The sequence below is a fragment of the Paenirhodobacter sp. CAU 1674 genome, assembly GCF_029222945.1.
Taxonomy (GTDB): domain Bacteria; phylum Pseudomonadota; class Alphaproteobacteria; order Rhodobacterales; family Rhodobacteraceae; genus Rhodobacter.
The window spans coordinates 188,011-210,988 of record NZ_JARHUH010000001.1; the positions used below are offsets into that span (position 1 = coordinate 188,011).

Consider the following 22,978-nt stretch of genomic DNA (forward strand, 5'->3'; position numbering starts at 1 on the left):
GCCAAGATGAAAGGGCTTCTTCTTGGCATAAATACTCAAATCCCGCCCGCTCGTGGAGACGCGCAGCCCGCCCAAGGCTTGCCCCGCGCGCGGCCCTGTCCTAGAAGGCGGATAGCCACCGGAAACAGGACTGCATCATGCTTGACCATCTCGCCTTCGAAGCCCCCAAACCCAAAGTGATCGCCGGCGCGAAATCCGACTGGGAGCTGGTGATCGGGCTGGAGGTGCATGCGCAGGTGGCCTCGAACGCCAAGCTGTTTTCCGGCGCCTCGACGCAGTTCGGGGCAGAGCCCAATTCCAACGTCGCCTTCGTGGACGCGGCTATGCCCGGCATGCTGCCGGTGATCAACGAGTTCTGCGTGGCGCAGGCGGTGCGCACCGGGCTGGGGCTGAAGGCGCAGATCAACCTGTTCTCGGCCTTCGACCGCAAGAACTATTTCTACCCTGACCTGCCGCAGGGCTATCAGATCAGCCAGCTGTACCACCCGATCGTGGGCGAGGGCGAGATCATCGTCGACATGGGCCCGGGAGTTGCGCGCCGCGTGCGCATCGAACGCATCCACCTGGAGCAGGACGCGGGCAAGTCGATCCATGACATGGACCCGAACATGTCCTTCGTCGACCTCAACCGCACCGGCGTCGCCCTGATGGAGATCGTCAGCCGCCCCGACATTCGCGGCCCCGAGGAAGCGGCGGCCTATGTGGGCAAGCTGCGCCAGATCCTGCGTTACCTGGGCACCTGCGACGGCAACATGCAAAACGGCAACCTGCGCTGCGACGTGAACGTGTCGGTCTGCCCGCCCGGCGCCTATGAGCGCTATCAGGAAACCCAGGATTTCAGCCATCTGGGCACGCGCTGCGAGATCAAGAACATGAACTCGATGCGCTTCATCCAGGCGGCCATCGAATACGAGGCACGCCGTCAGATCGCCATCGTCGAGGATGGCGGCAGCGTGGTGCAGGAAACCCGTCTTTACGATCCCGACAAGGGCGAGACCCGCTCGATGCGCTCGAAAGAAGAGGCGCATGATTATCGCTATTTCCCCTGCCCCGACCTGCTACCGCTGGAAATCGAACAGGGCTGGGTCGACGATATCGCCGCCTCGATGCCCGAACTGCCCGACGAGAAGAAGGCGCGTTTCGTCAAGGATTTCGGGCTGAGCGAATACGATGCGAGCGTGCTGACCGCCGAGGCCGAGAACGCCGCCTATTTCGAGAAGGTGGCCGAGGGCACCGATGGCAAGCTGGCCGCGAACTGGGTCATCAACGAGCTGTTCGGCCGGTTGAAGAAGGAAGGCCACGAGATCGGCCAAAGCCCGGTGTCGCCCGAACAGCTGGGCGCGATCGTCAAGCTGATCAAGGCGGGCGACATCTCGGGCAAGATCGCCAAGGACCTGTTCGAGATCGTCTATACCGAGGGCGGCGATCCGGCGGCCATCGTCGAGGCGCGCGGCATGAAACAGGTCACCGATCTGGGCGCCATCGAGAAGGCCGTGGATGACATCATCGCCGCCAACCCCGCGCAGGTGGAAAAGGCCAAGCAGAACCCGAAACTGGCGGGCTGGTTCACCGGGCAGGTCATCAAGGCCTCGGGCGGCAAGGCCAACCCGGCCGCGGTGAACGAGATCGTGGCGCGCAAGCTGGGCCTCTGAGCCCCTACCGGAATCTGAACCCCTGCCCGGAATCGAAAGGCGCCCCGCGGGGCGCCTTTTTCATGGGGCGTTCAGTGCCCGCCCATCCCCTTCTTGATCCGGCGCACCATCAGCCAGACGCCCAGGATCACCAGCGGTGTCAGCCCGGCCACCGCCATTTCCTTGGAGATGCCCATCTGCTTGGCCAGCGGATAGGTCAGATAACCCGCCAGACTGACTGCGTAATAGCTGATCGCCACCACCGACAGCCCCTCGACCGTATGTTGCAGGCGCAGTTGCAGATCGGCCCGCCGGTCCATCGAGGCCAGCAACTCCTGGTTCTGGGCCGAGCGTTCGACATCGACCCGGGTGCGCAGCAATTCGCCCGCCCGCGCCGCGCGTTCCAGCATCGTGCGCAGCCGCGCTTCGGCCGATTTCACCGTGCGCATCGCCGGATCATAGCGGCGCAGCATGAATTCGGAAAACTTCTGCCGCCCCTCGAACCGGCTTTCGCGCAAGACCTCGACCCGCTGCGTCACGATTGCCTCATAGGCGCCGGTGGCCCCGAAGCGGAACGAGTTCTGCACCGCCAGGCTTTCCAGATCCGCCGAGATCGCCAGCAGACGATCAAGCGTTTCTTCCGCCGGATGGGTGTCGTCGCTCATCCCCGCGACCAACGCCGAGAGTTCGGGGTCAAGCGCATTGAGCCGTGCGGTCAGCGCCCGCGCGCGGCCCAGCCCCAGCATCGACATCGCGCGATAGGTTTCCAGCTCGCAGATCCGCTGCACGATGCGCCCCACCCGGCCGGGGCCGGTGCCCGGGCGCACGAAGGCCGCAAACCGCATCTGCCCGGCCGGATCAATGCGAAAATCGGTGGCGATCACCGCCGCCCCGTCCAGCACCCAGGCACAGACCAGGCTTTCGGGCACGAACCAGTCTTCCAGCTGCGGGGCGATGGCCAGCGGATCGTCGGGCAGCGGCTCGATGCGGATCGCCACGGCGGCGATGCGCTTGCCGGGGGCCGCGGCGATCCAGTCGGCCGGGAACAGCTCGGCCTCGGCCGGATCGAAAGGCCGTGCCGAAACCCCCGGCGCATGTGCCAGATAGGTGGTGAATTCGGTGTGGCTTTCCCATTTCAGCGTGTGGCGCCCGATCTGCCCGGCGTAATGGGTGATGCCGGGCAACGGGTGCGGCGCCCCGTGCCGGGCCAGCAGATCGACCAGATGCGCGTGATCGAGCGCCCGGTCGCGGTTGGCGGCGTCATGCGGTTCCTTGATCGCCAGATAGATCACATGGCTCGGCACGCCCAGCTGCGGAAAGGGGCGCGCGTGCAATTCATTGACCAGCGCATAACGCAGCGGGTGATCGTCAGTCGGGGCGGTCATCGGAACTCTCCTGCCGGGAAATTTCTGCTTAGCGCGAAATGCCCGCGTGTAAACAAAAATATTCAGCAATAACAAATCTTTATCAGCATACCACGGTGCACAATCCTGCGCATCCCCCCGATACGGCGACAAAAACGCGCGGCAAGCGCGCAGGGCCGCGCGCCTGTGCCCGTATTCCCTTGCATCACGCAGTCAAACGGAGTGCCCGATGCAACCGACCCTTCCCCCCCGCACTGGCGATGGTGCTGAGCCCGGGGCCTGCCCCTCTGCCCGCCAGACAAACAAAAGCCCCGCCGGAGTGGCGGGGCTTTCGGTCTTTCAGAGGTCTGCTTACATCCGCACCAGATGCAGCAGCTCTTCCAGCGATTTCTTCGCGTCGCCGTAGAACATGCGCGTGTTCTCTTTGTAGAACAGCGGGTTTTCGATGCCGGAATAGCCGGTGCCCTGACCGCGTTTCGACACGAAGACCTGCTTGGCCTTCCAGACTTCCAGCACCGGCATGCCGGCGATGGGCGAGTTCGGATCGTCCTGCGCGGCCGGGTTCACGATGTCGTTCGAGCCGATAACGATGACCACATCCGTTTCCGGGAAGTCGTCATTGATCTCGTCCATCTCCATCACGATGTCATAGGGCACGCGCGCCTCGGCCAGCAGCACGTTCATATGCCCCGGCAGACGGCCCGCAACCGGGTGGATCGCGAAGCGCACGTTCTTGCCACGCCCGCGCAGCATCGAGGTCAGCTCGCTGACCGCGTTTTGCGCCTGCGCAACGGCCATACCGTAGCCCGGGACGATGATGATGCTGTCGGCATCGTTCAGCGCGTCGGCCACGCCAGCGGCGTCGATCGCCACCTGCTCGCCCTCGACTTCCATCGCCGGGCCCGTAGTGCCACCGAAGCCGCCCAGGATCACCGAGATGAAGCTGCGGTTCATCGCCTTGCACATGATGTAGGACAGGATCGCCCCCGAAGAGCCGACCAGCGCGCCGGTCACGATCAGCAGGTCATTGCCGAGCGAGAAACCGATCGCCGCCGCGGCCCAACCTGAATAGCTGTTCAGCATCGACACCACGACCGGCATGTCGGCGCCGCCGATACCCATGATCAGGTGATAGCCGATGAAGAAGGCCAGCAGCGTCATCACGATCAGCGTCCAGATGCCGGCGCCTTGCATGAACATCACCAGCAACACCAGCGAGGCCAGCGCGGCAGCGGCGTTCAGCAGATGCCCGCCGGGCAGCTTTTTCGCCTTGCCGTCGACCTTGCCCGCCAGTTTGCCGAAGGCCACGACCGAGCCGGTGAAGGTGACCGCGCCGATGAACACGCCCAGGAACACCTCGACCTTCAGGATCGCCACCTCGACCGGGGTCTTGTGCGCCAGGATCGCGGCGAAGCCTTGCAGCGCCTGGCGTGCGGCCTCGTCCATGCCCTGAACGCGGGTCAGTTCGATCTGCGCGTTATAGCCGATGAACACGGCGGCCAGACCGACGAAGCTGTGCAGCGCCGCGACCAGCTGCGGCATCTCGGTCATTTCGACCGTTTTTGCCACATACCAGCCCATGGCCGAGCCACCGATCAGCATCAGCGCGATGATGAACCAGTGCCCCACGCCCGGCCCGAAGATGGTGGCGATGACCGCCATCCCCATGCCCACGATACCATACCACACGGCGCGCTTGGCGCTCTCTTGCCCGGACAGACCGCCAAGCGAGAGGATGAACAGAACAGCAGCCGCGATATAGGCTGCGGAAACGATACCGATCGTCATGTCAGCACCCTCCCCTTACGATTTCTGGAACATGGCGAGCATGCGCCGGGTAACAAGGAAGCCGCCGACGATGTTGATCGAAGCGATCAGCACCGACAGCGCCGCGAGGATCACCACCAGCCAGTTGCCGGAGCCGATCTGCAACAGCGCGCCCAGGATCACGATCCCCGACACGGCGTTGGTGACCGCCATCAGCGGCGTGTGCAGCGAATGGCTGACGTTCCAGATCACCTGGAAGCCGACGAAGCAGGCCAGCACGAAGACCACGAAATGCGCCATGAAGCTGGCAGGTGCGAAGGCCCCCACCGTCAGCAGCAGCGCCGTGCCCACCGCCAGAAGCGTGATCTGGTTGCGGGTGGCCTTCTTGAAGGCGGCTTTCTCGGCGGCCCTGATCTCTTCGGGGGTCAGCTCCTTGGGCTTTTCCTTCGGCTTGGCGGCGGCGATCGCGGCCACTTTCGGCGGCGGCGGCGGGAAGGTGATCGCGCCCTGATGGGTCACGGTCGCGCCGCGGATCACGTCATCTTCCATGTTGTGATTGACCACGCCGTCCTTGCCGGGCGTGAGGTCGGTCATCATGTGACGAATGTTCGTTGCGTAAAGCTGCGAGCTTTGCGCGGCCATCTTCGACGGGAAATCGGTGTAGCCGATCACCGTCACGCCGTTTTCGGTGACGATCTTCTCGTCCTTCACGGTCAGGTCGCAGTTGCCGCCACGCTCGGCCGCAAGGTCGACCACGACCGAGCCACGCTTCATCGCGGCGACCATGTCGGCCAGCCACAGCTTCGGCGCATCGCGCCCCGGGATCAGCGCCGTGGTGATGACGATATCCATGTCGGGGGCGAGTTCACGGAACTTTTTCAGCTGCGCTTCGCGGAATTCCGGGGAGGAAGGCGCGGCATAACCGCCGGTGGCGGCGCCGTCCTGCTGCTGTTCTTCGAAATCGAGATAGACGAACTCGGCGCCCATCGATTCGATCTGCTCGGCCACTTCGGGGCGCACGTCGAACGCGTAGGTGATCGCGCCAAGCGCCGTCGAGGCGCCGATCGCGGCCAGACCGGCCACGCCCGCGCCCACCACCAGAACCTTGGCCGGGGGCACCTTGCCCGCCGCGGTCACCTGGCCGGTGAAGAAGCGGCCGAAGTTGTTCCCCGCCTCGATCACCGCCCGGTAGCCCGAGATGTTGGCCATCGAGGACAGCGCATCCATCTTCTGCGCGCGCGAGATCCGCGGCACCATATCCATCGCGATGACAGAGGCGCCGGTTTTCTGGGCGGCTTCCAAAAGCTCTTTGTTCTGAGCAGGATAGAAGAAGGAGATCAGGGTCTGGTCGCTGCGCAGCTGCCCCACTTCCTCTTCGGTCGGCGGCCGCACCTTGACCACGAAATCGACCGCGCCGAACAGTTCGGCGGCCGACCCGACCACGGTGACACCGGCCTTGGTATAGGCCGTGTCCTCGAACCCCGCGCTATGGCCTGCGCCGGCCTCGATGAAACACTCGTGCCCCAGCTTTTGCAGCTGCAGCGCGGACTCGGGCGTCATCGCGACCCGCGATTCACCCTCGAAAATCTCCTTCGGAGCGCCGATCTTCACTCTCATCTCCCCCTTCTCACACCGTTCGGGCCGGGAAAGCCCGACGGATTCAAATGTGGCGAAGGCCTCCATAGCACCGCGCAATAAAGTTTCACAAGCGCCGAGGTCTCTGAAATCCTTGGAAAAGTGCTGCATTTGCGACACAGGTTGATTGTATACCTTTGCGTGCCGTGGTATACCTACACTTCTCCTTTTCTTATCAAGATCTTAACACAATATACCCAAGGGGCGAAAGCCCTCCGGGCTGCGCTATTTTTTCGCAGGCGCAGAATCTGCCGTTGCGTCGCCCCCTTGGGGGCCCACACCATCGGCGCCAGGGCGGCAGCGCGGCTCAGATCCAGCGGCGGGTGCGCAGGCAATAGGCGTGAAACGCATCCCCGAACCGGGCCGCGATCCGCGCCTCCTCGCCCTGAATGAAGCGCCGGGTGATGAAGGCCATGAACAGCGGAACCAAGGGCAGCGCCAGCACACCCTGCCAGTAGATCAGCAGGCCAGCCAGGATCAGGGCATCGGCAAGATAGATCGGATTGCGCGACAGCGCGAACAGGCCGCTGGTGACCAGGGCCTGCGGATCGCGGCGCGGAATGAAAGTGGTGTGATGCAGCACCATCTGTCCCGCCGCCGCCGCCATCAGCCCCACGCCGAAAACGGCCAGTGCGGCGCCGATCGGCCCCCCATAGGGCAGGCCCACCGGCACCGCCTGCGCAATCGACCAGCCAAGCGCCGCAAACAGCGCCATCCACAGCGGCGGCAGATCCAGCGCGCGCGGCATCATTGCCGATACACCGTCAGTTCGGGCAGATCGGTCAGCGCCACCCCCAGCAGGCGCAGCGCGGGCAGGCTGATCTGGCTGCCCGAACCCGGCGCCCCGCCCGACGGCAGCAAGTCGACCTGCGCCGAGCCACCGCCCGCCACCGCGACCCGCCCCTTGACCGGCGCGCTGACCAGCGGCGTCTTGAGCCAAAAGCCCGGATCGGTCGGATCGCCCAGACTGGCAATGGTGGTGCCCAGACGGGTTTCGGCGGCAACCGGCGCGGCCGCAGCAGCAGCGCGCTGTGCGGGCGTCGTGGTGTCATACTCTTCGGGCGCCCGCGCGGTGGGCTTGGGCAGCGGCGCCACCGTGACCGCCTCGGGCGCGGCCAGAACCGGCGCGGGGGCCGCCGCAGGCCTGCCGCCGATCCCCAACGGACCACACCCTGCCAGCGCGAGCCCCGCGATCGCCATACCCGCCGTCGCCATTCCCGGCCTGAACATGCGCACTGCCATGCCACCCTCCCGTTTGCCTGCTTGCGCAAGCCTAAGCATCTGCCCCCCACCGCCACAAGCCCCGTCAGCCGCCACCACGCCCCCTTGCCGCGGCGCCGCCCGCAGCCTAGGTTTGCCGCCATGGATCACGCGCCCCTCATCGACCCTTTCGCCCGCCGCGTCAGCTATCTGCGCGTCTCGGTCACCGACCGCTGCGATTTTCGCTGCACCTATTGCATGGCCGAACATATGCAGTTCCTGCCGAAGAAAGACCTGCTCAGCCTCGAGGAACTCGACCGGCTGTGCTCGGCCTTCATCGGGCTCGGGGTCGAGAAACTGCGGATCACCGGCGGCGAACCGCTGGTGCGGCGCGACATCCTGACCTTCTTTCGCCGCATCTCCCGGCATCTGGAAACCGGCGCGCTGAAGGAACTGACGCTGACCACCAACGGCAGCCAGCTGGCCCGCTTCGCCCCCGATCTGGCGGCACTGGGAATGCGACGCATCAATGTCTCGCTTGATACGCTCGATGCAGACAAATTCGCGGCGATCACCCGCTGGGGGCGACTCGATCAGGTTCTCGAAGGGATCGCGGCCGCCAAGGCAGCGGGGCTGCGGGTCAAGATCAACACGGTGGCGCTGAAGGGCTTCAACGAGGACGAGCTGTTCGATCTGGTCGCCTGGTGCGGTGCCGAAGGGCATGATCTGACCTTCATCGAAGTGATGCCGATGGGCGACATGGGCGAAGAGACGCGGCTGGATCAATACTGGCCACTGTCGCAGGTGCGTGCGCGGCTTGCCGAACGCTTCACCCTCGACGAGACTGCCGAAACCACCGGCGGCCCGGCGCGCTATGTCCGGCTGCGCGAAACCGGGCAGCGGATCGGTTTCATCACGCCGCTTACGCATAACTTCTGCGAAAGCTGCAACCGCGTGCGGGTGACCTGCACCGGCGAATTGTTCATGTGCCTGGGGCAGGAGGACGTGGCCGATCTGCGCGCGCCCCTGCGCGCCAGCCCCGACGACGCCCAGCTGATCGCCACAATCCGCGCGGCGATCGCGCGCAAGCCCAAGGGCCATGATTTCGACTATTCGCGCCAGCAAGTGGCCGGCCAGATGCGCCGCCATATGAGCCACACGGGCGGGTGATGGCAGCGGCGCCAGGCAACATCGGGCCCGCCGGCCGGGCCTTGCGGGGCCTGGGCGCCGGGGTGCTGGCCGCGCTGGCCGTTGCGGTCACGATCTGGCTCGATCTGGTCTGGGGCGCGGGCCAGTCCCTGACCGGGCAGCCCTATGCCCTGGCACCGGCGCAGACCATCACCCGGGCTTCGCTGGCCCGCGATGCGCTGATGGCAAGCGCGCCGCTGGTGCCGCCGCTGGCGCTGCTGGCAGCATTGGCCGGGCCCTGGCCGATGCGCGCGCTGGCCGTCGCGCTGGTGCTGGGCGGCTGGTATTGGGCGGGCGATCGGGTCGGCGCGCGATTTGCCGCCGATCAGGGCGCGGCCTGGCTGCCGGGCGAAACCTTCGGCGCGCTGATCTGGCAGCCCGTGCTGACACCTGCCTTGATGGCACTGACCGCGCTGGCCTATCTTTGGCTGATCGCAGTGCTGAACCGCCCGCAAACAGGACCCCGCGGCGCCTGACCTGCATCAAGGCAACCGCCCCCGATTTAGGCCACTGTGACACAACCGACAAAGGAGCCCCTCGATGTATTCCAATATCGTCATCCCCCTCGCCTTCGACGAGGACCACAACCCCGATGCCGCGCTCAACATCGCCCGTGCGCTGGCCGCGCCGGGGGCGCGCGTGACCTTGCTGCATGTCATGGCCGATGTGCCGGGATTCGCGATTTCCTACATGCCCGAAGGCTATGCCAGCGATCTGAAACGCACCCTGCAGGGCGAGCTGGACAAGCTGGCCGCCGAATTCGAGAACGGTGCCGGCGTGATCCGGCAGGGCCATGCGGCCAATGAAATCCTGGACATGGCCGCCGAGATCGGCGCCGATTGCATCGTCATCGCCTCGCATCGCCCGGGCTATGGCGATTACCTGATCGGCTCGACCGCGGCGCGCGTTGTGCGCCATGCGCCCTGCTCTGTCATGGTGATGCGGTAAGGACGGGATCGGGGGGCGCCGCCCCCCGCTTCGCTCCCCCCGGGATATTTGGACCAAGGTGAACGCAGACCGGGTTCATCTTGGTCCAAATATCCCGGGGTGAATTTTGCCGCAGGCAAAAGAGGGGCAGAGCCCCTCTCTGCCCGCCCGCTCAGGCCGCGGGCATCCGTTCTTCGACCATTCCGGCATACCAGCTCGCGCCGAAGGGGATCGCGTTGTCGTCGAAATTATAGGCCGGGTGGTGCACCATCGCGCTATCGCCATTGCCCAGGAAGATATAGGCGCCGGGGCGGGCGTTGAGCATGTAGCTGAAATCCTCGGCGCCCATCTGCGGCGCGACATCCGGGTTCACCTGGCCCGAGACCTTCTGCGCCACATCAATCGCATACTGGGTATTGTCGGCCGCGTTCACGGTGACCGGATAGCCGCGCATGTATTTTACCGCTGCGGTGGCACCGAAGGCTGCGGCGGTGTGTTCGGCCACCTGGCTCAGCCGTGCCTGCACGAAATCCTGCACGGCCGGGTCCATCGTGCGCACCGTGCCTTTCAGCAGCACGGTCTGCGGGATCACGTTATGCGCCTCGGATTCGGTGCGGAAGGTGCAGGTCGAGACCACGACCTGTTTCAGCGGATCGACGTTGCGGCTGGCAATCGATTGCAGTGCCACGACGATGTGGCTGGCAACCAGCGTGGTGTCGATGGTTTCATGCGGCTTCGCGGCATGGCCGCCCTTGCCGGTGACGATGATCTCGAACTGATCGGCCGCCGCCATGATCGCGCCTTCACGAATCGCGAAGCTGCCCACCGGAACGCCCGGCCAGTTGTGCATGCCATAGACTTCCTGCACGCCGAACCGGTCCATCATGCCATCCTCGACCATCTCGCGACCGCCGCCGCCGCCCTCTTCGGCGGGCTGGAAGATCACCACCGCGGTGCCGTCGAAATTGCGCGTCTCGGCCAGGTATTTGGCAGCGCCCAGCAGCATCGCGGTATGGCCGTCATGGCCGCAGGCATGCATCTTGCCCGGCGTTTTCGAGGCATAGGGCAGACCCGTCGCTTCAAGGATCGGCAGCGCATCCATATCGGCGCGCAGGCCGACCACACGGCCCGCCGTGTCGGTCTTGCCGCGGATCACGCCGACAACGCCGGTGCGCCCGATGCCTTCGACCACCTCATCCACGCCGAAGCTGCGCAGCAGTTCGGCCACCTTGCCTGCGGTGCGATGCACTTCGAACAGGAGTTCCGGGTTCTCGTGGAAATCGCGGCGCCAGGCGGTGATTTCGGGCAAAAGTTCGGCAAAGCGGTTCTTGACGGGCATGAGGGGCTCCCAGATGTGTTGGAAATTGCTGGCGCCTTGGCGCGCCTTGAGTGCAACCTGTTACAAAGCCCGCGCTCCCGCAACCCTCAGAACGTCGGTCCGAGGTCGATTTTTGATCCGTCGGTAAAACGACCGAAGCGAAAGCGTGTCATGTCGTGGCCCGCAGGCCGCCCGCACATCAGATCCGCCATCACCCGGCCCACGCCCGGCCCGATGCCGAAGCCGTGGCCGGACAGGCCGGTGGCGATCCAGAAGCCCGGCAGCGGGCTTTGGTCGAGCACCGGCACCGTATCGGGCATCACGTCGATCATGCCCGCCCAGGCCCGCAGCAGGCGCGGTCGGCCCAGCGAGGGGAAGGCGCGGGCGAAGGCCTCCTGCACCTCGCGCAGGCGTTTGAGGTTGGGCGCGGGGTCCAGCACGCGCATCGCCTCGAACGGGGTTTGGCGCGCCTGCGACCAGTTGCGATGCGTGCTCCAGCCATCGGGCCAGCCGCGCGCGGGCGACCAGGGGCGCATCGCGGTTTTTGAAATGTCGCGGCGGATCTGCGGCAGATAGGCGCCCAGATGCCGGAACGCGTCGGGGCCGATGAAGAAATCGTGCCAGGTGCCGGGCGCCAGCGTATAGCCGCCATCCAGACGCCGGCGCCAGGCAAACACGTTATCGGCGTTCGACACCTGGGTGATTTCGGGCATCGGCGCGGTCTGCGCCACGGTCGAGCGCACCATCAGCTGCGGCAGCTCGACCCCTTCGCGCCGCGCGAAGATCGACGACCACGCGCCCCCCGCCAGCAGCACCTGCGGCGCGGCGATCCGGCCCCGTTCAGTGACCACACCCGCAACCTGCCCCGCCACGCGGTCCAGCCCGCGCACCGCGCAGTTTTCAAGGATCGTGACACCCGCGGCCTGCGCCAGTTCGGCCAGCATCGGCACCGCGACGAAGGGTTCGGCGCGCGCGTCCGAGGGCGTAATCAGCCCGCCGACCCAGCCGGCGCTGTTGGGCACCAGAGCCTGCAGGTCCGCGCGGCTGAGCAACCGGCTTTCGACGCCATGTTCGGCGGCCAGCGCGACCCAGCGGGCGTAGCCCTCCATCTGCGCGGGATCGTGGGTGGTATAGGCCACGCCGCATTGGCGAAAGCCCAGTTCGGGCGGCAGCTGCGCCGCCAACCCCTGCCACAACCGCAGCGATTCGATCATGATCGGCAGCTCGGCCGGGTCGCGTTTCTGCTGCCGGATCCAGCCCCAGTTGCGGCTGGATTGCTCGGCCGCGATCCGGCCCTTTTCGCACAGCACCACGCGCTTACCCGCCTGCGCCAGGTAATAAGCGCTCATCACCCCGGCGATGCCACCGCCGATCACCACCACATCGGCGGCTTCGGGCTGCGGGGCGTCAAAACGGACCGGGCTGTCGGCCGAGATTACGAAGCTCATGCCTCAAGCCTTTCGAGCAAGTTTTCCATGAAGGCCCAGCCCGCGCGGAACTGCGCCACCTCCAGATATTCATCGGGCTTGTGCGCCTGTTCGATGTCGCCCGGCCCGCAGACCACCGCCGACCAGCCGCGCACCTGAAACTGCCCGGCTTCGGTGCCATAGCTGACGACCTGGCTGCCATTGTCGCCGGTGATCGCGCGCACCAGCGCCTCGGCGGCGCCGTCGGTTTCGGGGGCAAGCCCCGGCAAGGCGAATTTCTCGGTCACCTCGATGCCCGCATCGGGGTGGATCGCCTTCATGCCCGCCTCGACCTCGGCCACCTTGGCCAGGAACTTGCGCCGCCACTCCTGTGGGTCTTCGCCGGGCAGGACGCGGAAATCGACCCCGAATTCGCAGTTTCCGGCGGTGATGTTATGCGCGGTGCCGCCGTGGATCTCGCCGGTATGCACCGTGGTCCAGGGCGGCACGAAGGGGCTTTCCTTGGCTGCCGCCTGCCCCGCCGCGTTCATTTCATTGACCCACATCAACAGCTTGGCGCCCTCCAGAATCGCGCTGACGCCGGTGTGCATCAACGAGCTGTGGACCTCGTGGCCGCGCATCCTGACCCAGAAGGCCACGCCGCCCTTGTGGCCGGTGACCGCCTTCATCATCGTCGGCTCGCCCACCACCACGGCACTGGCGCGCGGCAGATCGGCCATCGCCTCGATCATCGGGATGCAGCCGATGCAGCCCAGTTCCTCGTCATGGCTGAGCGCCAGTTGCAGCGGGCGCTTCAGGGGCCGCCTTGCCGCCGCCGCCAGCGCTGCAAGCGCCAGCGCATCGAACCCCTTCATGTCGCAGGTGCCGCGCCCGTAAAGCCGCCCGTCGCGTTCGGTGACGGTCCAGGGATCGCTGGACCAGTCCTGCCCCTCGACCGGCACCACATCGCTGTGGCCCGACAGCACCACGCCCCCCGGAACCGCGGGCCCCACCTGGGCAAACAGGCTCGCCTTGCGCGGGTCCGACGGGTCGGGCACCACAACCGCCTCGATTCCCTGCCCGGAAAGCCACCCTGCCACCCAGTCGATCAGATCGCGGTTGCCGCCCCGGCTGACGGTGGGAAACGCCACCAGACGGTCAAGCAGCATGCGGGCAGTGGCGTAATCGGTCATCGGACTCTCCATGTTTGCGCAAAAGCTGCGCCGCGGCATCGCCCGCCGTCAAGCCCCGCCCTGCGGGAACCAGCCTTGCGCCGCCCCGCCGCGCGGGCCGCCCGGATGACGCCACTTCCCGCGACGAAAATCGCGCTTGCACGCTGCGGCAAAATCCCTAACACTTGGTCAAATATGCGCGACCGGGAACCCGGCGCGAACAGAATACGACAGTAAAAATACTGCGAAAACAACCGACTGGGGGTTACCATATGCCCGATGGGGCGCTGCCTGTTCTCGAGGTCGAGGGCCTGAAAACTGTATTCAGGACCCGCGGCGGTGAGGTCCATGCCGTCAATTCCGTTTCGTTCAACCTGCGCCCCGGCGAATTGCTGGGCGTGGTTGGGGAATCAGGCTCTGGCAAATCGGTGACGATGATGTCGCTGATCGGCCTGCTGCCGAGCCCGCCCGCCGATGTGCGCGGCGGCCGCGTCGGCTTTGACGGGCTGGACCTGTTGCATTGCACACCCGATCAGCTGCGCGCGGTGCGCGGCCCGGGGATCGGCTTCATCTTTCAGGACCCGATGACCTCGCTCAACCCGGTGTTCACCGTAGGCTACCAGCTGCGCGAGCCGCTGATCAAGCACATGGGCATGACCAAGGCGCAGGCCCAGAAACGCGCGCAGGAATTGCTGGAACTGGTCGGCATTCCCGATGCGGCGCGGCGCCTGCGCGATTATCCGCACCAGTTTTCGGGCGGCATGCGGCAACGGGTGATGATCGCGATCGCGCTGGCCTGTGACCCGAAGGTGCTGATTGCCGACGAACCCACGACCGCACTGGACGTGACGATTCAGGCGCAGATCCTGGAACTGGTGAAAGAGCTGCGTGAAAAGCTGGGCATGGCGATCATCTGGATCACCCATGATCTGGGCGTGATCGCGGGCATCGCCGACCGGATCATGGTGATGTATGGCGGCCAGATCGTCGAACAGGGCCCGGTGTCCGAGGTGTTCCACCGCCCGCGTCACCCCTATACCCGCGCGCTGCTGAAGACCGTGCCTTCGGTGCGCGGCGTGCGCGAGGCAAAGCTGAACGTGATCGAGGGCCAGCCGCCGATCCTGCGCGCCGAACCTGCCGCCTGCCCGTTCCGCGACCGCTGCGCGCAGGCCTTCGCGCTGTGCGCCACGGCCAACCCGCGGCGCTATCCCGTCGGGCCCGGCCATGACGCCGCCTGTTTTTGGGATTTCGACACCGGCGCCCCGCGCCCGATCGACGCGATTGCAGGAGCCGCCCATGTTTGACGCCGCGCAAAAACCGCTGGTCGAAGTCGCCGGGCTGAAGATGTATTTCCCGATCACCGCCGGGGTGTTCCGCCGTCAGGTGGGCAATGTGAAGGCGGTCGACAACGTCAGTTTCACCATTTTCGAAGGCGAGACGCTGGGCCTTGTGGGCGAATCCGGCTGCGGCAAGTCCACCTGCGGGCGGGCGATCCTGCGGCTTTACGAACCGACCGCCGGCGCGGTGCGGATCGACGGCACCGATGTGATCGCCGCCAGTTCCGACACGCTGCGCCAGATGCGTCCCAAGATGCAGATGGTGTTCCAGGACCCGCAGGCCAGCCTGAACCCGCGCATGACCGTGGCCGCGATCATTGGCGAGCCGCTGGACGAACACACCAAGCTGTCCAAGGCCGAGAAACTGGCCAAGATCTATGCGCTGATGGATCAGGTCGGGCTGAACCGCGATTTCGCCAACCGCTATCCGCACGAATTTTCCGGCGGCCAGCGGCAGCGGATCGGGATTGCCCGCGCGCTGGCACTGAACCCCAAGTTCATCGTCTGCGACGAACCGATCGCGGCGCTGGACGTGTCGATCCAGGCGCAGGTGGTCAACCTGCTGGAAGAGCTGCAGGACAGCCTTGGCCTGACCTATCTGTTCATCAGCCACGATCTGTCGATGGTGCGCCATATCGCCGACCGCGTGGCGGTGATGTATCTGGGCCAGATCGTCGAGCTGGCGCCGCGCGACGCGATCTATGCCGAGCCGCTGCACCCCTACACCCAGGCGCTGCTGTCGGCGGTGCCCGAACCCGACCCAGAGGCCGAAAAGAGCCGCCGCCGGATCGTGCTGACCGGCGACGTGCCGTCGCCCGCCAATCCGCCCAAGGGCTGCAATTTCTGCACGCGTTGCCCCAAGGCAATGGCGATCTGCCACGAGACCGAACCGCAGTTCCGGGAAATCCTGCCCGGGCGCTTCGTCTCGTGCCATCTTTACGAACAGACCGCCGGTGAAGCGGCGGCACCCGGGGCACGCTCCGAGCACACAGAAAAAACGATCCAACAAGGAGAGTAAGATGAAACTCAGAACCGCCCTTCTGGGCGCTGCCGCCACGCTGGCCTTCGCGCCCGCCGCTTTCGCGGAACGTGGCACCGATGGCGACGTGAAGATCCTGTATTCGCAGGCCGTGTCGACGATGAACGCCTATCTGTCCTCGGGGACGAAAGACGTCGAAGTCGGCAGCCTCGTGCTGGAGCCGCTGGCCGGCTTCAACGAAAAGGGCGAGGTGATCCCGCGCCTCGTGACCGAAATCCCGAGCCTGGAAAACGGCGGGATTGCCGAAGACCTGAAATCCATCACCTGGAAACTGACGCCCGGGCTGAAATGGTCCGACGGCACCCCGGTGACCGCGCATGACGCGGTGTTCACCGCGCAATATTGCATGGACCCGGCCGGTGGCTGCGCGCAGCTCGCGCGTTACGAAGGCATCGAAAAGGTCGAGGCGCTGGACGATCTGACCGTCAAGATCAGCTACACCGAGCCGAAGCCGAACCCCTTCACCGCCTTCGTCGGCGCGACCTCGCCGATCCTGCAAAAGGCGCAGTTCGAGAAATGCCTGGGCGCCGCCGCCTCGACCTGCACCGACGCCAACTTCAAGCCGATCGGCACCGGCCCGTTCCGTGTGGTCGAGTTCCGCACCAACGACACCGTGCAGCTGGAAGCGAACCCGGAATACCGCGACCCGGCCAAACCCGCCTTCGCGACCGCACTGGTCAAGGGCGGCGGCGATGCCACCTCGGCCGCGCGCGCGGTGATGGAGACCGGCGAATTCGATTACGCCTGGAACACCCAGATCTCGCCCGAAGTGCAGGAACAGATGCTGGCCGGCGGCAAGGGCAAGTTCGTCTCGGGCTTCGGCACGCTGGTCGAACGGATCGAGATGAACATGACCGACCCGTCCCCGGATCTGCCCGAGGGCGAGCGCGCCACCGCCAAGCACCCGCACCCGATCCTGTCGGACATCCGCGTGCGCACCGCCCTGTCGAAGGCGATCGACCGTGAAATCCTGGTCGAAATCGGCTATGGCGCCGCGGGTCGTGCGACCTGCAACCTGGTGCCCGCGCCGGAAATCTTTGCCTCGGACAACACCGGCTGTCTGACCCAGGACGTCGAGGGCGCCAAGGCGCTGCTGGACGAGGCGGGCTGGACCGACAGCGACGGCGACGGCATCCGCGACAAGGACGGCAAGAAGCTGAGCCTGCTTTACCAGACCTCGGTCAACGCGATCCGTCAGGACTTCCAGGCGATCATCAAGCAGTGGTGGAACGACATCGGCGTCGAGGTCGAGCTGAAATCGGTCGACGGCAGCGTGTTCTTCGGCGGCGATGCGGGCTCGCCCGACACCTTCCAGAAGTTCTATGCCGACGTTGAAATGTATGCCAACAACTTCGACGGCACCGACCCCGAGCCCTATCTGGCGCAATACACCTGCGACAAGGCCCCGACCCCGGAAAGCCAGTGGCAGGGTGAAAACGTCAACCGCTTCTGCGACCCGGAATATGACAAGCTGCTGGCCGAACTGGTCCGCACCCGCGGGATCGAGGAACGTGCGGTCATCGCCAAAAAGCTCAACGACATGCTGACCAAGGACAGCATGGTGGTGGTGCCGCTGGTCGACCGTGGCCGTCTGTCGGCGCATTCCAACACCCTGGGCGGCGTCGTGCTGAACACCTGGGATTCCGAGCTGTGGAACGCCTCGGACTGGTATCGCATCAAGTGATCCAAGCCACGCCCCCACGGGGGCGTGCGCCCTTCCGGGCGGGGGGCCGTCGGTGCCCCGCCCCTTTTGCCCCTGACGATCTCGCGGCCCTCCCCGGCCCGCGCCAAGCCCCCCGAGGCCGCCCATGTTAACCCTGACGCTGCGCCGATTGCTGATTGCGATCCCGACGCTCATCATCATCTCGCTGGTGATTTTCCTGCTGCTCGAGGCCGCCCCCGGCGACCCGCTGGGCGATGTGCCGCTGACCGTGCCCCCCGAGGTGAAGGAAAAGATGCGCCTCGCACTGGGGCTCGACAGCCCGTGGTACGTTCGCTACGGCCTTTGGATGAAACAGTTTTTCTGGGTCGAGCCGGTGCACCTGTGGGATGCGCTGTTCGGCACGCATTTCGGTGACGGAATGCAGCGCGTGATCTCGTTCCAGTCGCGCCAGCCGGTGATGCAGATCATCGCCGAGCGCCTGCCCCAGACCCTGACCGTGGTCGGGCTGGCCTATCTGGTGGGGGTGCTGATCGCGCTGCCGATCGGCATCATCTCGGCCTATCGGCAATATTCCTGGTTCGACAATCTCGGCACCTTCATCTCGATGATCGGGTTTTCGGTGCCGACCTTCTTCACCGGCGTCGTGCTGATCATCGTCTTCGCGGTCAAGCTGCAATGGTTCCCCTCGGTCTATGACACCACCTTGCAGGTCACCGACTGGGCCAGTTTCAAACAGCAGATGCGCCAGATGGTGATGCCGGTCACGGTGCTGGCGCTGTATAACGCGGCGCAGATCTCGCGCTTCATGCGCGCCTCGATGCTCGACAATCTGGGGCAGGATTATGTGCGCACCGCACGCGCCAAGGGCCTGACCGAAAAGGTCGTGGTGCTGATCCATGTGCTGCGCAACTCGCTGATCCCGGTGGTGACCGTGATCGCGCTTGGCGTGCCCACGATCTTCGGCGGCGCGATCATCACCGAGCAGGTGTTCAAGGTGAATGGGCTGGGCCAGCAGCTGATCTTGTCGATCCACGCCAACGACATGCCGATGGTGATGACGTTGACCTTCATCTTTGCGATCCTGATCGTTCTCTTCAACCTCGTTGCCGATCTGCTCTACGGCATTCTCGACCCGAGGATTCGCTATGACTGACACCACCCCCACAACAGTGAAAATCCGCCCGCCGCGCAGCCAGTGGTGGGATGTCTGGGACCAGTTCAAGACCCACAAGGGCGCGCTGGTCGGGCTCAGCATCTTTGTGCTGATCCTGCTGGCCATCACCATCGGCCCGTTCCTGTGGGATATGGCGCCGACCTATGTCGACCTGCGCGCCCGCAACAAGGGCTTCTCGGCGGCCCATCCGCTGGGCACCGACCAGCTGGGCCGCGATGTGCTGGCGCGGATGATGGCGGGGGGCAAGGTCTCGATCTCGGTCGGGCTGACGGCGATGATGCTGTCGATCATGCTGGGCACCACGATCGGGGTTCTGGCGGGCTATTTCCGCCGCCTCGAAGGGCCGCTGATGCGGCTGACCGACCTGTTCCTGGCACTGCCGCTGCTGCCACTCTTGCTGCTGATGGTCACCCTGTTCCGCGAGCCGCTGTCGAAAAGCTTTGGCCCCGAGCGCGGGATCTTCCTGTTGATCGTCTTTGCCATCGGCGCGACCAGCTGGATGCAGACCGCCCGCATCGTGCGCGGCGAGGTGCTGGGCCTGAAGGAACGCGAATTCGTGCTGGCGGCGCGGTCCATCGGCACGCCCGCGCGGCGGATGATCCTGCGCCATGTGCTGCCCAATGTGCTCAGCCCGATCATGGTCTCGGCAACCCTGGGCATCGCAAGCGCGATCATCACCGAATCCGCGCTCAGCTTCCTCGGCCTCGGCTTCCCGCCCGATTTCCCGACCTGGGGGCGGCTGCTTTATGATGCCGTCGACCAGATGCAGCTCTACCCCTGGCGGGTGATCCTGCCCGGCGTCGCGATCTCGCTCACCGTGCTGAGCGTGAACTACATCGGCGACGGGCTGCGCGACGCGCTCGATCCGCGGATCCGCGGGCGCTGATCCCACGCGCCGGGGGCTCTGCCCCCGGCCCCCCGGGATATTTGAACCAAGGCGAAAGGGCTGCGTTTTCATCTTGGCTGAAATATCCCGGGGGTGAATGGCCGCAGGCCAGAGGGGGCGGCGCCCCCTGCCCCGCCCGTCACTTGCGGCAAATCATGGAAATCACACCGCAACCGCGCTAGCGTGGCGCCATGTCTGACCCGGTCCTTCGCTGTGAAAACATCACCCGCATCTACCGCACCGGCGCGGTCGAGGTGCAGGCGTTGCGTGGTGTCACGATGCGGCTTGATGCGGGCGAGATGGTGGTGCTGCTGGGCGCCTCGGGCTCGGGCAAATCGACGTTGCTGAACATTCTGGGGGCGCTCGACACGCCTACGTCGGGGCGGGTGTTCTTTGGCGACACCGAATTGACCCGCGCGCCCGACCGCGAGTTGACCCGGTTCCGGCGCGAGCATGTGGGCTTCGTGTTCCAGTTCTACAACCTGATGCCCGCACTGACCGCGCGCGAGAATGTGGCGCTGGTGACCGAGATCGCAGCCGACCCGATGCGCCCTGAAGAGGCGCTGGAGCGGGTCGGGCTGGGCCATCGGCTGCATCACTTCCCGGCCGAGCTGTCGGGGGGCGAGCAGCAGCGTGTGGCCATCGCCCGCGCCATCGCGAAGCGCCCCGAACTGCTGTTGTGCGACGAGCCGACCGGCGCGCTTGACAGTGCGACCGGCGTCACCGTGCTGGAGGCCCTGACCCAGGTGAACAGCGATCTGGGCACGGCCACCGCGATCATCACCCATAACGCAGGCATTCAGGCGATCGCGCACCGGGTGATCCATATCGCCGACGGCCGAATCGCGCGCGAGACGATCAACGAGGTCCGCATCCCGCCCTCGGAGGTGACATGGTAAGCGCGCTGGATCGCAAGCTCTTGCGCGACCTGTTGCGGCTTTGGGCGCAGGTGCTGGCGATTGCGGCGGTGTTGGCCTGCGGGGTGATGGTTCTGGTGCTGGGCACCGGCACGCGCGCCTCGCTGGAAGCCTCGCGCGCGCAGTATTACGACCGCCAGCGGTTCGGCGATGTGTTTGTCACCGCGACCCGCGCGCCCGAGACCCTGCTGCCCGAGATTGCCGCTGTCGCGGGCGTGGCCCGGATCAGCCCGCGGATCGTGACGCAGGCCTTGCTCGATCTGCCCGGCGTGACAGAGCCGGTCTCGGCCAGCGTGCTGTCGCTGCCTGCCTCGGGGGCCGCGCCGGTGCTGAACGCGCCGCTGCTGCGCGCCGGCCGCCTGCCCGATCCGAGCCACCCCGAGGAGGTCGCGCTTTACGCCCCCTTCGCCGAGGCGCGCGGTCTGGCACCCGGCGCGCGGTTCTTCGCGGTGATCGAGGGACAGCGGCGCGAACTGGTGGTGACCGGCCATGTGCTGTCGCCCGAGTATATCTACACCATCGGGCCCGGGGCGATGATGCCGGACGACGCGTTGTTCGGCGTGCTGTGGCTGGGGCACACAGCGGCGGCCGCGGCCACCGATATGGACGGCGCCTTCAACAGTCTGAGCGTCAGCCTGTCGCGAGGTGCGTCGGAACCTGGCGTCATTGCCGCGCTCGACCATCTGCTTGCGCCCTATGGCGGCACTGGCGCGCATGGCCGCGCCGATCAGGTCAGCCATGCCTTCCTGCAATCCGAGCTGGAACAGCTGGGCGCAATGGCGCTGATCCTGCCGCCGATTTTCCTGACCGTCTCGGCCTTCCTGGTGAACATGGTGCTGGGGCGGCTGATCGCGCTGGAGCGGCCGCAGATCGGGCTGCTGAAGGCCGTGGGCTACACCACCCGGGCGATTGCCGCGCATTACCTGAAGCTCGCGCTCGGGATCGGGCTGGTCGGCATCGTGATCGGCTGGGTCGCGGGCTGGTATCTGGGGGCGGCGATGACGCGGATGTATACGCAGTTCTTCCGCCTGCCCTGGCTGATCTATGCGCCCTCAAGCTGGCCCTTCGCGGTATCGGCGGTGCTGGCGCTGGTAACGGTGGCAACCGGCGCGGGGCGCGCCGTGGCGGGGTCTGTCCGGCTGCCGCCTGCGGTCGCGATGCAACCGCCTGCGCCGCCGCTGTTCCGGCGCGGCTGGGCCGATGCGATCGGCGCGGGGCTGGGGCTGCGGCAGACGACGATGATGATCCTGCGCTCGATCACGCGCTGGCCGGGGCGGGCGGCGGTAACGCTGTTCGGGGTGGCGGCCTCGGTCGCGGTGCTGATCGCGTCCTTCTTCACCTATGACGCGATGGAGCTGATGGTGGACGAGATCTTCACCAAGGCGAACCGCCAGAACGTCACGCTGATGCTGGCGCAGCCGGAAAACGACCGCGCCGTTGCCGATGCCCGCGCGCTGCCCGGGGTGATCGTGGCCGAAGGCGCGCTGAGCCTGCCGGTGCGGCTGCACAACGGGCCGCGGGCCGAGTTGACGACGCTGACCGCCCATCCTGCGCAGGTCACCCTGTCGCGGTTGATCGACGATCAGGGCCGCGCGGTCAGCCTGCCCGATCACGGGCTGGTCCTGCCCGAGGGCTTGGCGCGCAAGCTGGCGCTGGCCCCCGGCGACAGGGTGCGGGTCGAGGGGCTGAGCCCGCCGCGCGAAACCTGGGAGATTCCGCTGGCCGCCACGATCCGCCAGACGCTGGGCCAAGAGGCGCATATCGCCGCCCCCGCGCTGGCCGCGCTAATGCGTCAGGCGCCGCAGGTCAACCGCATCAACCTGCGGGTCGATCCCGCGCAGATGCCCGCGCTGCAAGCCGCGGTCAAGGCCACCCCCGCGATTGCCGGGCTGGCCGATCTGGCGCGCACACAGGAACAGTTCACCGCCACGATCAATGAAAACCTGGCAATCTCGACCGTGATCTACAGTGCCCTGGGCATGCTGATCACGATGGGCGTGGTCTATAACGCGGCGCGCATCCAGCTGTCCGAACGCAGCCATGAACTGGCCTCGCTGCGGGTGCTGGGGTTCCGGCGCGCCGAGGTCGGCTATGTTCTGGTGGGCGAGTTGATGGTGCTGACGCTGGCCGCGCTGCCGCTGGGCTGGGCGGCGGGCTATGGCTTTGCGGCGCTGGTGGTGCAGGGGTTTTCGACCGATGTCGTGGCGCTGCCGCTGGTGGTGCAGCGCCGCACCTTCGGCTGGGCCAGCCTGATCGTGGCCGCCACCGCGCTTGGCGCGGCGCTGCTGGTGCGGCGCAGGCTGGACCGGATCGACATTGTTCAGGCGCTCAAGGCGCGCGATTAGGAAAGGATC

At 66.1% G+C, this 22,978-nt stretch carries 19 protein-coding genes; 11 read left to right on the forward strand and 8 right to left on the reverse strand.

What is annotated here, in order from left to right:
* The first annotated feature begins 137 nt into the window (after positions 1-137).
* Positions 138-1,652 carry an Asp-tRNA(Asn)/Glu-tRNA(Gln) amidotransferase subunit GatB gene (gene gatB / locus P2G62_RS00875; protein WP_275732960.1) on the forward strand — a complete coding sequence of 505 codons (1,515 nt, stop codon included), beginning with the start codon at positions 138-140 and terminating at the stop codon, positions 1,650-1,652.
* A gap of 71 nt (positions 1,653-1,723) precedes the next feature.
* Here the strand turns inward: gatB and P2G62_RS00880 are convergent, their stop codons facing one another.
* The 5 genes from P2G62_RS00880 to P2G62_RS00900 all read right to left on the reverse strand — a co-directional run bounded on the left by P2G62_RS00880 (position 1,724) and on the right by P2G62_RS00900 (position 7,639).
* Positions 1,724-3,016: a DUF3422 domain-containing protein gene (locus P2G62_RS00880; protein WP_275732961.1), complete on the reverse strand. Its 1,293-nt coding sequence runs from the start codon at positions 3,014-3,016 to the stop codon at positions 1,724-1,726.
* Between the two features lie 330 nt (positions 3,017-3,346).
* Positions 3,347-4,783, reverse strand: a complete 1,437-nt coding sequence (locus tag P2G62_RS00885; protein ID WP_275732962.1) for an NAD(P)(+) transhydrogenase (Re/Si-specific) subunit beta — start codon at positions 4,781-4,783, stop codon at positions 3,347-3,349.
* A 15-nt stretch (positions 4,784-4,798) separates the two neighbouring features.
* Entirely contained in the window at positions 4,799-6,373 is a 1,575-nt protein-coding gene (locus P2G62_RS00890; protein ID WP_275733210.1) for a Re/Si-specific NAD(P)(+) transhydrogenase subunit alpha, read from the reverse strand.
* A 331-nt stretch (positions 6,374-6,704) separates the two neighbouring features.
* The gene (locus tag P2G62_RS00895; RefSeq protein WP_275732963.1) at positions 6,705-7,148 is read right to left on the reverse strand and encodes an isoprenylcysteine carboxylmethyltransferase family protein; all 444 of its coding nucleotides are present in this window, start codon (positions 7,146-7,148) and stop codon (positions 6,705-6,707) included.
* On the reverse strand, positions 7,145-7,639 hold the full coding sequence (locus P2G62_RS00900; protein ID WP_275732964.1) for a D-galactarate dehydratase: 495 nt from the start codon (positions 7,637-7,639) through the stop codon (positions 7,145-7,147). Before P2G62_RS00900 ends, P2G62_RS00895 begins: the two co-directional genes overlap by 4 nt.
* A gap of 120 nt (positions 7,640-7,759) precedes the next feature.
* On the opposite strand from P2G62_RS00900, the gene moaA reads away from it, so the two are divergent.
* From moaA to P2G62_RS00915, 3 genes are all read left to right on the forward strand, one after another.
* Positions 7,760-8,767: a GTP 3',8-cyclase MoaA gene (moaA, locus tag P2G62_RS00905; RefSeq protein WP_275732965.1), complete on the forward strand. Its 1,008-nt coding sequence runs from the start codon at positions 7,760-7,762 to the stop codon at positions 8,765-8,767.
* A complete protein-coding gene (locus P2G62_RS00910) occupies positions 8,767-9,261 on the forward strand; it encodes a hypothetical protein (RefSeq protein WP_275732966.1) in 495 nt (164 codons plus the stop codon). Before moaA ends, P2G62_RS00910 begins: the two co-directional genes overlap by 1 nt.
* A 64-nt stretch (positions 9,262-9,325) precedes the next feature.
* A complete protein-coding gene (locus P2G62_RS00915) occupies positions 9,326-9,733 on the forward strand; it encodes a universal stress protein (RefSeq protein WP_275732967.1) in 408 nt (135 codons plus the stop codon).
* A gap of 151 nt (positions 9,734-9,884) precedes the next feature.
* Here P2G62_RS00915 and P2G62_RS00920 read toward each other — a convergent pair whose 3' ends face one another.
* The 3 genes from P2G62_RS00920 to argE form a co-directional block, all read right to left on the reverse strand.
* Positions 9,885-11,051: a M20 aminoacylase family protein gene (locus P2G62_RS00920; protein ID WP_275732968.1), complete on the reverse strand. Its 1,167-nt coding sequence runs from the start codon at positions 11,049-11,051 to the stop codon at positions 9,885-9,887.
* Between the two features lie 86 nt (positions 11,052-11,137).
* Positions 11,138-12,478, reverse strand: coding sequence for an FAD-dependent oxidoreductase (locus P2G62_RS00925; protein ID WP_275732969.1), 1,341 nt, complete (start codon positions 12,476-12,478; stop codon positions 11,138-11,140).
* Positions 12,475-13,629: an acetylornithine deacetylase gene (argE, locus tag P2G62_RS00930; RefSeq protein ID WP_275732970.1), complete on the reverse strand. Its 1,155-nt coding sequence runs from the start codon at positions 13,627-13,629 to the stop codon at positions 12,475-12,477. The genes P2G62_RS00925 and argE overlap by 4 nt, the downstream gene beginning before the upstream one ends.
* Before the next feature lie 251 nt (positions 13,630-13,880).
* Here argE and P2G62_RS00935 point away from each other — a divergent pair, with 251 nt between their 5' ends.
* From P2G62_RS00935 to P2G62_RS00965, 7 genes are all read left to right on the forward strand, one after another.
* The gene (locus P2G62_RS00935) at positions 13,881-14,912 is read left to right on the forward strand and encodes an ABC transporter ATP-binding protein (protein ID WP_275732971.1); all 1,032 of its coding nucleotides are present in this window, start codon (positions 13,881-13,883) and stop codon (positions 14,910-14,912) included.
* Positions 14,905-15,963 (forward strand): dipeptide ABC transporter ATP-binding protein, encoded by a 1,059-nt coding sequence (locus P2G62_RS00940; protein ID WP_275732972.1) that lies wholly within the window; start codon positions 14,905-14,907, stop codon positions 15,961-15,963. Before P2G62_RS00935 ends, P2G62_RS00940 begins: the two co-directional genes overlap by 8 nt.
* Before the next feature lies 1 nt (position 15,964).
* Positions 15,965-17,668, forward strand: coding sequence for a peptide ABC transporter substrate-binding protein (locus P2G62_RS00945; protein ID WP_275732973.1), 1,704 nt, complete (start codon positions 15,965-15,967; stop codon positions 17,666-17,668).
* 124 nt (positions 17,669-17,792) lie between these two features.
* A complete protein-coding gene (locus P2G62_RS00950) occupies positions 17,793-18,800 on the forward strand; it encodes an ABC transporter permease (protein WP_275732974.1) in 1,008 nt (335 codons plus the stop codon).
* Positions 18,793-19,707 (forward strand): ABC transporter permease, encoded by a 915-nt coding sequence (locus P2G62_RS00955; RefSeq protein ID WP_275732975.1) that lies wholly within the window; start codon positions 18,793-18,795, stop codon positions 19,705-19,707. The genes P2G62_RS00950 and P2G62_RS00955 overlap by 8 nt, the downstream gene beginning before the upstream one ends.
* 191 nt (positions 19,708-19,898) lie before the next feature.
* Positions 19,899-20,606: an ABC transporter ATP-binding protein gene (locus tag P2G62_RS00960; protein WP_275732976.1), complete on the forward strand. Its 708-nt coding sequence runs from the start codon at positions 19,899-19,901 to the stop codon at positions 20,604-20,606.
* Positions 20,600-22,969: an ABC transporter permease gene (locus P2G62_RS00965; protein WP_275732977.1), complete on the forward strand. Its 2,370-nt coding sequence runs from the start codon at positions 20,600-20,602 to the stop codon at positions 22,967-22,969. The genes P2G62_RS00960 and P2G62_RS00965 overlap by 7 nt, the downstream gene beginning before the upstream one ends.
* Positions 22,970-22,978: the final 9 nt, after the last annotated feature.